This window comes from Nannocystis sp. (genome assembly GCF_016714285.1).
GTDB lineage: Bacteria > Myxococcota_A > Polyangia > Nannocystales > Nannocystaceae > Nannocystis.
Window position 1 is genome coordinate 1 of sequence record NZ_JADJNN010000010.1, and the last position, 13,417, is coordinate 13,417.

At 72.7% G+C, this 13,417-nt stretch carries 9 protein-coding genes; 4 read left to right on the plus strand and 5 right to left on the minus strand.

Going from position 1 to position 13,417, the window contains the following annotated elements; translation table 11 throughout:
* Positions 1–100 precede the first annotated feature (100 nt).
* The 3 genes from IPJ59_RS18205 to IPJ59_RS18215 form a co-directional block, all read right to left on the minus strand.
* On the minus strand, positions 101–1,036 hold the full coding sequence (locus IPJ59_RS18205) for an FHA domain-containing protein (RefSeq protein WP_293252944.1): 936 nt from the start codon (positions 1,034–1,036) through the stop codon (positions 101–103).
* Between the two features lie 99 nt (positions 1,037–1,135).
* Positions 1,136–2,623 carry an eCIS core domain-containing protein gene (locus tag IPJ59_RS18210; protein ID WP_293272673.1) on the minus strand — a complete coding sequence of 496 codons (1,488 nt, stop codon included), beginning with the start codon at positions 2,621–2,623 and terminating at the stop codon, positions 1,136–1,138.
* A gap of 132 nt (positions 2,624–2,755) precedes the next feature.
* Positions 2,756–3,292 (minus strand): GNAT family N-acetyltransferase, encoded by a 537-nt coding sequence (locus tag IPJ59_RS18215; RefSeq protein WP_293252950.1) that lies wholly within the window; start codon positions 3,290–3,292, stop codon positions 2,756–2,758.
* 84 nt (positions 3,293–3,376) lie between these two features.
* On the opposite strand from IPJ59_RS18215, the gene IPJ59_RS18220 reads away from it, so the two are divergent.
* Positions 3,377–6,292 carry a serine/threonine-protein kinase gene (locus IPJ59_RS18220; protein WP_293272674.1) on the plus strand — a complete coding sequence of 972 codons (2,916 nt, stop codon included), beginning with the start codon at positions 3,377–3,379 and terminating at the stop codon, positions 6,290–6,292.
* Positions 6,293–6,307: 15 nt separating this feature from the next.
* On the opposite strand, the gene IPJ59_RS18225 is transcribed toward IPJ59_RS18220, so the two are convergent.
* Both IPJ59_RS18225 and IPJ59_RS18230 read right to left on the minus strand, forming a co-directional pair.
* A complete protein-coding gene (locus tag IPJ59_RS18225; RefSeq protein ID WP_293252956.1) occupies positions 6,308–7,531 on the minus strand; it encodes an esterase/lipase family protein in 1,224 nt (407 codons plus the stop codon).
* Positions 7,532–7,540: 9 nt separating this feature from the next.
* Positions 7,541–8,404, minus strand: coding sequence for a hypothetical protein (locus IPJ59_RS18230; protein ID WP_293252959.1), 864 nt, complete (start codon positions 8,402–8,404; stop codon positions 7,541–7,543).
* A 103-nt stretch (positions 8,405–8,507) separates the two neighbouring features.
* Here IPJ59_RS18230 and IPJ59_RS18235 point away from each other — a divergent pair, with 103 nt between their 5' ends.
* The 3 genes from IPJ59_RS18235 to IPJ59_RS18245 all read left to right on the plus strand — a co-directional run bounded on the left by IPJ59_RS18235 (position 8,508) and on the right by IPJ59_RS18245 (position 13,361).
* Entirely contained in the window at positions 8,508–10,520 is a 2,013-nt protein-coding gene (locus tag IPJ59_RS18235) for a VCBS repeat-containing protein (protein WP_293272675.1), read from the plus strand.
* Between the two features lie 199 nt (positions 10,521–10,719).
* Positions 10,720–11,970, plus strand: a complete 1,251-nt coding sequence (locus IPJ59_RS18240) for a sensor histidine kinase (RefSeq protein WP_293272676.1) — start codon at positions 10,720–10,722, stop codon at positions 11,968–11,970.
* On the plus strand, positions 11,970–13,361 hold the full coding sequence (locus IPJ59_RS18245; protein WP_293272677.1) for a sigma-54-dependent transcriptional regulator: 1,392 nt from the start codon (positions 11,970–11,972) through the stop codon (positions 13,359–13,361). Before IPJ59_RS18240 ends, IPJ59_RS18245 begins: the two co-directional genes overlap by 1 nt.
* Positions 13,362–13,417: the final 56 nt, after the last annotated feature.

Here is a 13,417-nt window from a genome sequence, read left to right on the forward strand (position 1 = left end):
GGGTGAGGATCCGTTCAGGGAGACCCTCGGGCGCTGTCTGAAGCCCCAATGAGCCCCGAGCGTCATCGTTCGGCGATGCGCTCGACCGCCCAGGCCCGCCTCAGGGCTGAGGCGGTGCGCCGAGCACCGTCACCTCGATCTGACTCAGGCCGAGGCGCACTTGCCGGGTGCCCGAGCGGCGTTCGACCAGGGACGCCGCGTCGACGACCCCGAGCTTGCCGATCTGTGTGCGGGCGCGGTGGATGCTGATGTTGATATGGTTGTCGTCCATTCGCAGCATTTTGCAGAGCTCGTCCTGGCGGATCCAGCCTTGCTCGGACTCGGCGAGGCCGGCGCGGAGGTCGGCGAGGCGCTGACGGGCGAGGACCAGCAGGGGATAGTGGTGCGCGCGGGACTGGAGGTCCCAGGTTTGGTCGCCGCAGGTGGCGAGCAGCGCGACGTGCTCCTCGTCGAGGCTGACCGAGAAGCGCAGGCGCAGGCGGACCAGCAACACGCCGCCGTCCTGTTCATTCAGGGTGCCGGCCACGGACGTGGGCAGGTAGATCCGCCACGCGCCGGTGCTCAGGGTGACCACGCGTTGGTCGTCGACGGGCGCGGGCTCGCCGGCCAGCTCCAGGACCCAGTTACCGAGGGGGTCTTGATATATGCAGCACTCTGGCGCGGCGCCCTCCGGGAGCGCGAGATAGCCGCCGTCCGCGACGCGAGTCTCGCCGGAGCCGAGGTTCTTCGCCATGAGCTGGGGAGCGGCCGCGTCGACCAGGGTCCAGGTGGCGGAGGCTCGGCCGAAGCACAGCCGCATACCGCGGGTCAGGATGCTTCGGCCGCCGCCTGTCATCTTCTGGTCGCCCAGGTAGGTGCCGTTGCGGCTGCCGAGGTCCTGGACCTCCCAGGCGGTCCCGTTCCACTCGACGACGGCGTGGTGTCCGGACACGGTCTTGCCGTCGAGCACCAGGTCACAGGTGGGTGCGCGCCCGACGAGGCAGCGCGTCGGTAGTTCGATCTCTCGCTCGGGTTCTTGCGTGTGTAATCGTCCCATGGCGCGAGGCTACCCTGACGCGCGGCGGCGGGCAACGGCGCGCGGAGGTGTGGATTACTCCGGCTCGCGGTCGAGCTGGGAGATATCCGCGATCGTTCGTCAGTCGCTCGCCATCTCGGCGCGGGCCTTGGTGGTATCGACCAATTTGGCCCGCCGCATCAGGCCCTTTGCCACGAGGTATTTCTTGGCCTCGAGGAAGAAGTACAGGCCATCGACGACGGTGTCGGTGCCCCGCGTGACGTCTTTGATAAACGCGTCGGCGTCGGCGCCCATGACCCGGCGAATGGTCGCCTCCTGGGTGTCGGTGAGCGCCTGTTTGGTGCCCTTGGGCAGGTTATTGAACGCGCGGGCGATCTCGAAGAATCCGTAGGCGCTCGAGGCGACTTCGGTGTCCTGGTCGGGGTAGATGCAATGCTCGTAGCCGCGGACCGTGTCCTTGACGCCCTGGCCGGTGAGGAAGTCCTCGAGCGCGACGATATGGGCCGCGTGGACGGTGTCGTCGGCGTCGGTCCAGTTGCTGGCCGGGAGGCAGCCGTGGACGTCGACGCCGCCCGTGTGGGCCTGGGGCAGGCCGAGGGCCAGCAGCAGGCCGCCCATCTCTTCCCCGCTGTAGCCGCCGATCTGGCCGCGGATGTTGCCGTGACCGACGATGCGCAGCGGCTCCGCGTCGGCGACGCCCTTCAGCTTCTTGCTCGGGCCGTGGCTCGGCAGGGTCTCGTCGGCCTTGGGCTTGTGCCAGCTGGTGGGCGCGTAGGTGCCGTAGGTCGCCAGGCCGAACCAGGTCTTGTCCCACGCCGCCTTGAACTGCAGGAAGCCCTCGTCGCTGTGGGCCTCGGTCAATTGCGCGGACATCGTCGCGGTGTATCCGTCGTCGACGCCGACCTGCATGATAAAGCGCTGGATCGGCCCGCGCTCGCTGCGGCCGCCGCCGCGGCCGCGCTGCTGGACGACGTGGGTGAGCTCGTGGGCGAGGACCTTGCGTCCGGCGGCGCCGGCGGGGTCGTATTGATCGCGGCCAAAGAAGATATCGCTGCCGGTGGTGAAGGCGCGGGCGTGCAGGGTCCGGCTGAGCGCGTGGGCGCGATCGTCGGTGTGCACGCGGACGCCCTCGAGGTCGGCGCCGAGGCGTTGACCGATCGTCGTGGCGATCTCGCCGGGCAAGCGGCGTCCGCCGCCGCGAGCGCCCGCGATCGCGGCCTCGACCCCGGGTGGGGTCTCGCGCAGGCCGACGCCCGATGCGTCGCCGATCCGCTGGATCTGCGGGCCCGCCGCGCCGGCCGCGATCGTGGGTGCGAGGATTGCGTCGGCGACCGCGTGCGCCTCGCGTTCGAAGCGGTCGTCGTGCGCGCCGAGCCGCAAGGCGTCGGGGGCTCGCTTGCTGCGCAGGCGGGTCAGGGCCTGGTTCCCGAGCCCTGCGTGATGTCCCGCCGCGAACCCGCGGGTCGACGCGCCGGCGCCGAGCAGCCGGGTCAGCGCCTGGTTGCCGGGTGTGTGGGCCCAGGCTGGCGTAGCGAGTCCGCCTTGTGAGCTGCCTGGACTGTGCTGGCTGCGATCACGCCGTGGACCCACCTGGCCGCCGAACTTCATCCCGACTCCTTGGCGACGCCCGGACGTCGCGTGGCTCGAGGGTGCCAAACCTGGTCGCAATGGTCCACGCGTCGCTTCGCCCGTCGGCGCCTCGCGTGGTGTCATTCACGCGCGTGAGCTCGCGCTGCCTGATCAGATACAGGCGGGCGGCCAGGCCTCGCGCCCGATCATGTAGCGCACGACCTCGAGGGAGATCCGCGGGTGGATGAAGGTCCCGACGCTGTGCATGCCGCACTTGACCATCACGTGGATCGACGCGGCGTTGTCCGGGTGGGCGCAGGCGTCGACGGCCGGGTGTCGCAGCTGCTCGAACGCGTGGCCGATCAGCGCTCGTGCGCCCTCGGTCGCCAGGCCGCGGCCCCAGGCTGCTTTGCGCAGGCGGTAGCCGAGCTCGAGCACGCTCGCGTCGGCCACGCTCGGACGCAGGTGGAACCAGCCCTGGAAGCGCTCCGCCTCGTATGCGGCGAGGAAGCCGAAGGGGTGCTCGTCCCACGCGAGCATGCGGGGCAGGAGCCTGTCGACATAGTCTTCGCGCGAGTTGGGGGCGCCGCCGCTGATGTAGCGCATGACCTCGGGGTCCGAGTCGAGCTCGATGAGGTCGGGGAGGTGGTCGGGCGTCAGGCGACGCAGCTGCAGCCGCTCGCTGCGGAGCTCCAGGGGCACGGGCATGGCGAGCATGGTAGCGGTGTTCGCCGTCGGCGCGCGTGAACTCGCCCGCTGCCAGCGGCGACGGGAACGGCGACAATGCGGGCCGTGGCGGGCGACGAGGAGAGGACGCGGCTGTCGCGGTCGCGTTCGCTGCACGACTCGGTGGCGACCCGCTTCGGTGGTGCTGCGAGCGGCGACGCGGCCCGCGAGCTGGCGCTGGCGCTGGCGCCGGGCAAGAGCCTCGGGCGCTTCATGATCCTCGGCGCGCTGGGCGAGGGTGGGATGGCGCTGGTCCTGCGGGCCTACGACCCCGAGCTCGACCGCAAGGTCGCGATCAAGGTGATGCGCGCCGACCTCTACGGCGAGCGGGCGTCGATCGGTCAGCAGCGGATGCACCGCGAGGCACTGGCGCTAGCCCGGCTGTCGCATCCGAACATCGTCCAGGTGTTCGAGGTCGGCAGCCTGCCGGGCGGGGTCTTCATCGCGATGGAGCTGGTCCAGGGGGTCAATCTACGCACCTGGCTCAAGGGCCAGACGCGGAGCTGGCGCGAGGTCGTCGAGGTGTTTCGTCAGGCGGGCGCCGGGCTGCAGGCGGCCCACCGCGCCGGCATCATCCACCGCGACTTCAAGCCCGACAACGTGCTGGTCGGTGACGACGGGCGGGTGCGGGTGCTGGACTTCGGGCTGGCGCGGCCGGAGGGCGAGGCGGAGCTGCAGGAGCGCGGGCCGCTGACCTTCAGCCAGGAGCAGCTGGTGACGCAGGCGGGGTCGTTGATCGGGACGCCGGCTTACATGGCGCCGGAGCAGCACCTCGGCCTGCCGGCGGACGCCCGCTCCGATATCTTCGGGTTCTGCGTGAGCCTGCACGAGGCGCTCCACGGGCGGCGGCCCTTCGTCGGCGAGACCGCCGACGAGGTGCGGCGGCGGGTGTTGGCCGGGGAGATCGCGGCGGCGCCGCGCGAGGCCGGCGTGCCGGCGTGGCTGCGGGCGCTGGTGCTGCGCGGGCTGAAGTGCGATCCGGAGCTGCGCCACGCGTCGATGGCCGAGGTCGTCGCCGAGCTGTCCCGCGATCACGCTGCGACGCTGCGGCGCTGGGGCGTGGGCGCGGCCTTCGTCGGGCTGCTGGTCGGGTGGGTCGGCACCAGCGTCGTGTCGAGCGATCGCCCGCGTTGCGACCAGGTCGCGGCCCGCTTCGTCGGCGTGTGGGACCCGGGGCGGCGCGCCGCGATCGGGGCGGCGCTGATCGGCTCGCGGATCGGCAACGCGGCGGCGACCTGGGCCCGCGTGGCGCCGGCGCTCGACGCCTACGCGGCCGCGTGGGTGAGCGAGTCGACCGCGCGCTGCCTGGCGGAGGACAGCGGCGAGCGGGTCCACAACGAGCTCGGGCAGCTGTGCCTGGAGCGGCGTCACGCCGAGTTTACGGCGCTGGTCGAGGTGCTGGCGCGCAGCGACGCGGAGATCGTCGAGCACGCGGTCGAGGCGGTGGGGCAGCTGGTGGCGCCGGCGCGCTGCGGCGATCGGGCGAGCCTGGCCCTGACCGCGGCCGTCCTGCCGCCCGAGGATCCGGTCGCGGTCGCGGCGTTGCGGCAGCGGCTGGTGGTCGTCGAGGCGGAGCAGCGCGCCGGGCATGATGCGGCTGTCCTCGAGGACAGCTCGGCGCTGGTCGACGAGGCGCGCGCGCTGGGCTACGCGCCGCTGTTGGCGGAGGCGCTGCTGCGGCGCGGCTCGCTGCTCGCCCGCGGGGCGGCCTATGCGGCCGCGGACGCGGCGTTGATCGAGGCGTACGCGGCCGCCGAGGCGGCGGGCGACGATCTGCTGCGGGCGGAGGCGCTGCTGCTGCGCGTCGAGGTGGTCGGGTTCAACATGGCGCAGCCGGACCTGGTCGCGGCCTGGGTGCCCGCCGCGATCGCGCTGGTCCGGCGGTTAGATCCCGACAGCGCGCTCGAGGCCCGGATGTGGACGACGATCGGGCTGACCGAGCATATCGCGCGCAAGTACGATCTGGCCGAGGCGCATCAGCGTCAGGCGCTCGCGCTGCTGGAGCGGGTGTCGGCGGCTGATGACCCGCAGCGGATAACCGTGCTGCTGCACCTCGGGCGGACCCTGTGGGCCCGCGGCGGCGATGGTGAGGCGACGATCGCGGTGTTGGAGGAGGCGCGCCGGCTGGCGGAGACGGTGCTCGGTTCGGAGCACCCCTCGCTGGTGATGATCTATCTCAACCTGGCGAACGCTTATGCGTCGCAGCCAGATATGCTCATCATGTACTATCGCAAGTCGCTGGCGCTCGGCGAGAAGGTGCTCGGGCCGAATCACCCGTCGGTCGCGGCGGCGCTGGCGAATCTCGGCAATTCGTTGATGCATTACGGCGAGTTTGTCGAGGCGCTGGCGAACTATCGTCGGGCCGTTGATATCTATCTGGCGACCCTCGGCGACGCGCACCCGACCACGGCGATGAACATCTGCAACCTAGCGAGCGCGTTGGTCGCGGTGAAGCGGGTACCCGAGGCGCATGAGTGGTTCGCGCGCGCCCTGGCGATCTACGGGCGGGCCCACCAGGGCTCTCAGCCCGAGCATGCTCTGGCGATCGGCGGGATGGGCGAGGCATTCGCGGCCGAGGGGCGCTGGGAGGAGGCCCGCGAGCGCGCGCATCGGGCCTTCGAGGTCGCCACCGCGGTGAATGGCGGGCCGACCCCGTGGCACGTCGTCAACTGGCAGCTCAACGAGACCGAGGCGCTGCAGCGACTCGGCCGCGACCGCGAGGCGCGGGCGCTCGGGGAGCCGCTGCTGGGGCTCCCCCCGGGTCGACTCAAGCCCGAGGATCTCGGCCGGCTCCGGCTTATCCTCGCGCGGGCTCGGGCGGCCACCGGCGCGCCCACCGAGGCGCTCGCGCTCGCCGAGACGGCGCGGACCGAGCTCGCCGCCGCGACCGACTTATCGTGGCAGTCGCCGCTCGCGGAGATCGACGAATGGCTGCGGGAGGCGAGGGCCCGCGGGCTGGAGCGGCCGGAGGTTATGCGCTGAGGTCGGGCCCGCGGGCTACTCGGCGAGCGCCGCCTCGAGCCAGGCGAGCACAGCGGGGTGGCTGAGCATCGACAGGTGGCCGACGCCGGCGATGCGGGTCGCGCGGATATCGCTGGAGTCGGAATGATGGGAGTTTTGCGGGTCGCGGCTGGCGCGGGTGGGCGTCGCGCTGGCGGGACGGACCAGGCCGTCGCCGAGGACCCAGCCGAGCGGGTTACCCTTGCGGCCGAGGGTGCCGGCGAGGTCGTGATAGCGGGCGCCGGGCAGCGGGAGCTGGTCGGCGTCGTCGTCGTGGATCTTGCCGTGGCGCAGGTCCTTGATGCCCGCGCTGCGGGCGTCGATCGCCCGGGCGATCGGTGCGGTGACGTCGAAGAAGGCGAGCGCGCCGACGGCGGCGGCGCCGAACTTCTCCAGCGGGGCCCCGCGGTGGGGCGCGCCGAGGCAGATGATATCGCGGACCTGGCGGGTCCACGCGGCGTCGGCGACGCGTCCGTGGTGGCACGCGCTGCGGACCACCAGGCCGCCCATGCTGTGGCCGAGCAAGACCAGCCCGCGCACGGGTACGGGCCACGCGTCGACGAGCTGTTCGAGCAGGGCGGCGAGGGCCCGGCCGTTCTCGGCGATCCGCAGGCCGGAGTTGTAGCGCAGGTAGAGCGGGGTGACGCCGCGGCGCTGCGCGAGCAGGGCGCCGTAGTCGAGGTCGGGGCGGCCCCAGGTCTTCGTCGCGCCGATCTGCCAGCAGGACTCGTCGGCCGCGAGCCCGTGGACCAGCACGGTCGGCCAGGGGCCAGCGTCGGGCAGCGCGGCGCACAGGGCCTCGCGGGTCAAGCTGAGCGGCTGGGCGGAGCCCGGGCGCTGGCGCAGCTGCATGTCGGCGGCGAGCGGGTTGCGGGCGCGCGCGATGTGGTCGCCGACGACGCCCTGGAGCAGGCCGACGAGCGGGCCCGGCAGGCGACGTCGCGGCTGCACGGCGGGCCCGGCGTGGGCGAGCACGCCGTCGACGACCGCGAACACGCCGCGGCTGACCCCGCGCACGCACGCGTATACGCCGTCACGGACGCCGTCGTGGACGCGGCGGGCGACCTGCCCGGCGGGGACCTGCGCGAGCACGCCGAAGGGTTTGGCGGAGATCGCCCGGTGCATGTCCTGGGTGACGGCGGCGGCGGCGTCGATACCAGCGCCGGCGAGGCGCAGCGCGCCGCGCAGCTCGGCGAGCGACTCGTCGGATATATCGTTCATGGGCACCGCTCAGAAGCGCAGCGTGTAGTCGAGGCCGACGCGGGTGGGGCCGAGCCCAGGGACGAGGCTGTGGGTGGGTCTGTGGGCGGCCGCGGACTGCTTGCGCTTCATGCCGACGATCAGCAGCGGCACGCCGACGGCCAGCAAGACGGCGGCCGAGACGAAGCCGCCGATCGCGAGCTTGTTGGCGTCCTGGCCCTTCTGTTCGAGCGTGGTGCAGGCGGGGCTGGTGTCGCCCTTCATGCAGTCGAGGTTGTATTCGCGGTTGTGTTTGGCGCTCTGGAGCACGCCGAGGCCGCCGCCGAGGACGCTGAGGCCGCCGACACCGACGAGCACCGCGCCGGAGATCACGAGCGGCTTCCACGGGCGCGGGGCGGGCTCGCCGGGGGTGGGCGCCGGGGCGGGTCCGGGGCGCGGGCCCGGGGCCTCGCGCGGGGTCCCACTGGCCGCGGCCTCGGCCTCGACGCGGCGCCAGGCGAGGTCCTGCTGGGTCGCCGTGAGCTTCGGGTCCTTCGCGGTCTCGGTGCCGTAGGCCCGGGTGTAGCCGGCGATGTAGTCGTCGAAGACCGTCGAGGCCTCGCGCAGGAGCTCCAGGCTGGTGTCGCTCTCGAGGGCGCGCGTATAGGCGTCGGCGATGTACCCATAGATGCTCGCGCGCTGGTCGCGATTGGCGGTCTTCTCCGGGAGCAGGTCGGCGGCGACCTTCCAGCGGCGGGCGGCGGCGGCGTGCTGGCCCTGGTCAAACAGGTCCTGGCCCTCCGCGAAGCCCTGCTCGAAGGCCGCGAGCGTGGGGTCGGGGCCGGGAGGCGGTGCTGCGTGGACCGGCGCGGTGACGAGGGCGGCGGCGAGGCATGCTGCGAGGGGGAGACGCATGGCGCGGGCGGAGTGTATCACCGGGTCATCGAAGTGGCGGGGCTCGGTCGCGCGAAACGCGGGTGATCTATGCGAGGCGAGGCGCCTCGTGTTAAATGCCGCGATGGCTCTGGCTCTCCGAAGGGTTGCTTCCGCGCTCACCCTCGCGCTGTCCGCTTGCTTCAATCCGTCGGGCAACGACAGCGACACGGCGCCCGCGACCGACACGGGCACCGCGGCGACGAGCGCCACGGAGACCGCAGACACCGGCGGGCCGACGAGCGCGGGGCCGACGAGCGTGGGGCCGACGAGCGAGCCGACGACCGCGGTGAACACCGACAGCGGTCCGCCCACCGGCACGAGCGACGACCCGAGCGTCGGCACGACGGCGGTGCCGGAGAGCTGCAGCGACAAGCAGCAGAACGGCGACGAGACGGACCTCGACTGCGGCGGCTCGTGTCCGCCGTGCGAGGCGGACCTCGGCTGTGTGGAGAACGGCGACTGCGTATCGATGGCGTGTCTGGGCGACAAGTGTCTGGGCGACCCGGCCTGCCTGGACGACGCCGAGTGCAGCGCGGCGGTGTGTTTCATGGCGAGCTGCGTCGACTTCGCGTGCGTCGACGAGCCGCAGACGGGGCCGGCCTGCGACGACGGGCTGGTGTGCACGGCCGACGAGAGCTGCGACGACGGGGTGTGCCACGGCTCGTCGCCCAAGCCGATCGCGCTGGTCGATCTGCCGGGGGATCCGTCGCTGGGGCTGTTTTATAACGGGATCGGGAAGGGCCAGCAGACCGGGATCGAGGTCGGCGACGCCGGCGACTTCAACGGCGACGGCACGAGCGATCTGTACGTGAGCACGATCTACAACATCGAATCGGGGGCGCCCCGGGTGTACGTGCTGTTCGGCGGGCCGACCCTGGCGAGCGCGACGCTCACGGGCGTGGCGGCCGGCGACGGGGGGCTGATGATCGAGGTCGACGTCAACAGCCCTGATGTCCATGTCGCCGCGCCCGGCGACATCAACAAGGACGGGAAGGACGACCTCGTCCTCGGCACGAGCGCGCCGGCCAAGACCGGCGTGAGGGGGGCGGCCTATATCATCCCTGGTCGGGTGTCGACGGCGGCGATCAAACTGAGCGCGCCGCCGCAGGACATCGTGTTGATCTTGGGTCCAGACACCATCGCCCCGACCAGGTTCGGCGACGCGGTCGCGGGCCTCGGCGACACCAACGGCGACGGCTTCGCGGACTTCGCCGTGGCGGCGCCGAATTTCAAGGTCAACGTGACGGTCCCCGGCGCGGTGTTCGTGGTCCTCGGCAGGGCCCTGCTGGCGGGCGGGACGATCGAAAAATATATCATTGATAATCAGGCCTATCGCATCATTGGCCCGACCAGCGGGGCCAATCTGGGCACCAGCGTGGCGGGCATCGGCGACTTCAACAACGACGATCTCGCCGACCTGGCGATCGGGCAGCCGGGCTGGATGTCGAAGGGTCGTGTGTACGTGATCTACTCGGAGAAGCTCCCGGGCGAGATCCAGCTGGCCGACATGATGGCCTCGGGGGAGGGTCTGGTGGTCAGCGGCGAGAAGCTGCCGCAGTTGAACCTCCAGCTCGGCCTCTCGGTCGGCGGGGCCGGGGACTTCAACAAGGATGGATTCTCGGACCTGCTGGTCGGCGGCGCGCCGACGCTGAAGCAGGCGATGGTGGTGTTTGGTGGCACCCTCGCCACCGAGATCGACGCGTCGACGCTGGTGATGACGAAGCGGGGCCAGGCGATCACGACCCTGGACCTCGACGGGCTCGGGACGGGCCTTGGGGGCGGCCTGGACGTCAACGGCGACACGATCGACGACGTGGTGTTCGGGGCGCCGTTGACCATGAGCGGGCGGAGCTATGTCGTGTTCGGATCGATGGCCGACCCGGTGCCGCGTACGGTGACCCAGCTCGCGTTGGGGATGGGCGGCTACGCGATCGCGGGCGCCGGGATGAACAGCGAGTCCGGGGCGAGCGTGGCGCTGGTCCCCAGCGTCAACGGCGATGGCCTCGCCGATGTCTTCGTCGGCGCCCCGAGCTTTGATTTCACCAACAACGAGGGCCGGGCGTACATCGTGTACGGAGGCATGTGCGAGGGCTGACGGTCGGCGGTGCCCCTGTCTGAAAGGACAGGTGGATGCCGGGCCTGGGCGGGAGGCCCGGCGGAGCTGGCCGGCGGATCCCGCCGGGGCGCCCCGAGGCGGCCTGCAAGTGCGCGAGATCTGGGGGGCGTGAGGGCGGCACGCGGCTCGCTTGTCGCTCGCCCTCGCGATGCGCGACCAGGATATACTCGCCGGCCTGATGCCGTGGCGCACGCACGTGCACGAGCTCGGCTTCCTCGCCGTCGTCGTCGCCCTCGCCGGTCTGCTGGTCGGCACCTCGCTGTCGAGCTATCGCGGCGACCGGGCGCTCACCTGGGCGCTGGTCGCGGGCGAGGGCGAGCGGCTGTTTCATCGCTTGCGCGAGCTGCCGCGGCCCGAGTCGGCGCAGGCTGGGCCGCCGCGGCCGGAGCAGCTGGTCGCGGGTCAGGCCGCGCTCGCGGCGGAGGGGCTGCTGCGGGTGGCGGTGATCGGGCCGGGTGCCGAGGTGCTCGCGGAGTCGGGCCCGGCCGGGCCCGAGGGCGACGCGCTGGTGACCGGGGTGGCGCGGCTCGAGCGGCCGCTGCATCCGCCGCGTCCTCAGCATCCTCCGCGGGGGGACGCGCCGCCGCCCGGAGATGGTGTGCTGCCGCGTCTGCTCCTCGAGTACGAGCCGCGGCTGGCGCTCGACCTGCAGCACCGGGCCAGGCGCGACCTGATCGCCAGCCTCGCGGTCGCGGCGGCGCTGCTGATCGCCGGGTGGGTGTTCTATCGCCTGCGACGGCGCGCGCAGCTGGCCGAGGAGGGGCTGGCGGAGCGGCGTCACCTGGCGGCCCTGGGCGAGCTGTCGGCCGTGCTCGCGCACGAGATCCGCAACCCGCTGGCGAGCCTCAAGGGCCACGCCCAGCTGCTCGAGGAGCAGCTCGCCGATGACCCGCGCCGCCACGCCAAGGCCCACCGCGTGGTCGACGAGGCGGTCCGCCTCGAGCACCTCACCAACAGCCTCCTCGACTTCACCCGCGCCGACCGCCTCGCCACGGGCGTCGCCTCGCCGGCGGAGGTCGCCCGTCGGGCCGCCGAGCTGACCGACCCGGCGCGCGTGGTGGTCGACGTCGCCGGCGCGCCGGAGCGGTGGAGCTTCGACGCGATGCGCATCGAGCAGGCGCTGGTCAACCTCCTTCGCAATGCCCTCCAGGCCAGCGCGCCGCCGGCCGAGGTCGAGTTGAAGGTGGTCGATGACGGGGATGGTCTGCGCTTCACGGTCGCCGACCGCGGGCCCGGGGTGCCGTCGGAGATGCGGCCGCGGCTCTTCGAGCCCTTCGTGACCGGGCGCGCGGAGGGCACGGGCTTGGGGTTGGCGGTGGTGCGGCGGGTGGTGGAGCTGCACGGGGGCAAGGTGACGATCGAGCGCCGACACGGCGGTGGTTCGGTGTTCGTGCTGTGGTTGCCGCCGGGTCCGCAGGAGGCGAAGTAATGGCGCGCGTGCTGGTGGTCGACGACGAGGCGGGGATCCGCGAGTTTCTCAGCGAGGCGCTGGCCGACGACGACCACGAGGTCGCGGTGGCGGCCTCGGGCGAGGCGGCGTGGGCCCGGCTCGAGCGCGAGGGCTTCGACCTCGTGCTCACCGACCTCAGCATGCCCGGCATGGACGGCCTCGAGCTGCTGCGACGGGTCCGCGAGGCCCAGCCCGAGGTCGAGGTGGTCGTGATCACGGCCCACGGCAAGGTCGACTCGGCGGTCGAGGCCATGCGCCTCGGCGCCTTCGATTACCTGCAGAAGCCGATCGGCTCGCTCGCCGAGCTGCGCCTGCTGGTCCGCCGCGCGGCCGAGCGTCGGGCGCTGCGCAGCTTTCGCGAGGCCCACGTCGGCCGCGACGAGCCCGAGCTCAGCCACGGCGCGGCCGTCATGCGCCCGGTGATCGACGCGCTGCGCAAGGTCGCGGTCACCGACGCGACGGTGCTGCTGGTCGGCGAGAGCGGCACCGGCAAGGAGGTCGCGGCGCGAGCGGTGCACCGCTGGAGCCGCCGCGAGGCCGGGCCCTTCGTCGCGGTCAACTGCGCCGCGCTGTCCGAGTCGCTGCTGGAGAGCGAGCTGTTCGGCCACGAGCGCGGGGCCTTCACCGGCGCGGCGACGCGGCGACGCGGCCGCATCGAGCTGGCGCAGGGGGGTACCTTCTTCCTCGACGAGGTCGGTGAGCTCGCCCCCGGGCTGCAGGCCAAGCTGCTGCGCGTGCTGCAGGAGCGGAGCTTCGAGCGGGTCGGCGGCGGCCAGACCCTGCGCGCCGAGGTGCGATGGATCGCCGCCACCAACCGCGATCTGCCGGCGGAGATCGCCGCGGGCCGCTTCCGCGAGGACCTGTTTCATCGCCTCGCCGTGTTCCCCGTGGTGCTGCCGCCGCTGCGCGAGCGCCATGAGGATCTCGAGCCGCTGGCGGAGCGCCTGCTGGCCCGGGCCTGCGCCGCGCTCGGGCGCCGACCGCTGCGCATCGACGCCAGCGCGCGGGCCCTGCTGCACCGGGCCCGCTGGACCGGCAACGTGCGCGAGCTGGCCAACGCGCTCGAGCGGGCGGCGATCCTCGCCGACGGCGACGTGATCACGGCCGCCGACCTGGCGATCCCCGGCCTCGCGCTCGCGGGCCCGACGCTCGGCGCCGTGCTGTCCGCGGCTTCGGCTCCGGCTCCGACGTCGGGGCTGTCCGCCGAGCCGCGTCCGCTCGTCGACCTCGAGCGCGACGCGATCGAGGCGGCGCTGCGCTTCCACGCCAACAACCGCACGCGCGCGGCCGAGGCCCTCGGCATCGGCGTGCGCACGCTCTACGACAAGATCAAGCGCTACGGCCTCGAGGACGAGCCGCCGTCCGCCTGAGGTCGGCGGGTCTCGCCGGGTCGACCGGCGAAACCCGCAGGGCCGCCCTGGCGCGG

Excerpts from the sequence above, each read along its gene's own strand:
- IPJ59_RS18205 (WP_293252944.1), bottom strand. The coding sequence starts at position 1,036 with ATGGGACGATTACACACGCAAGAACCCGAGCGAGAGATCGAACTACCG.
- IPJ59_RS18210 (WP_293272673.1), bottom strand. The coding sequence starts at position 2,623 with ATGAAGTTCGGCGGCCAGGTGGGTCCACGGCGTGATCGCAGCCAGCAC.
- IPJ59_RS18215 (WP_293252950.1), bottom strand. The coding sequence starts at position 3,292 with ATGCCCGTGCCCCTGGAGCTCCGCAGCGAGCGGCTGCAGCTGCGTCGC.
- IPJ59_RS18225 (WP_293252956.1), bottom strand. The coding sequence starts at position 7,531 with ATGAACGATATATCCGACGAGTCGCTCGCCGAGCTGCGCGGCGCGCTG.
- IPJ59_RS18230 (WP_293252959.1), bottom strand. The coding sequence starts at position 8,404 with ATGCGTCTCCCCCTCGCAGCATGCCTCGCCGCCGCCCTCGTCACCGCG.
- IPJ59_RS18235 (WP_293272675.1), top strand. The coding sequence starts at position 8,508 with ATGGCTCTGGCTCTCCGAAGGGTTGCTTCCGCGCTCACCCTCGCGCTG.
- IPJ59_RS18240 (WP_293272676.1), top strand. The coding sequence starts at position 10,720 with ATGCCGTGGCGCACGCACGTGCACGAGCTCGGCTTCCTCGCCGTCGTC.
- IPJ59_RS18245 (WP_293272677.1), top strand. The coding sequence starts at position 11,970 with ATGGCGCGCGTGCTGGTGGTCGACGACGAGGCGGGGATCCGCGAGTTT.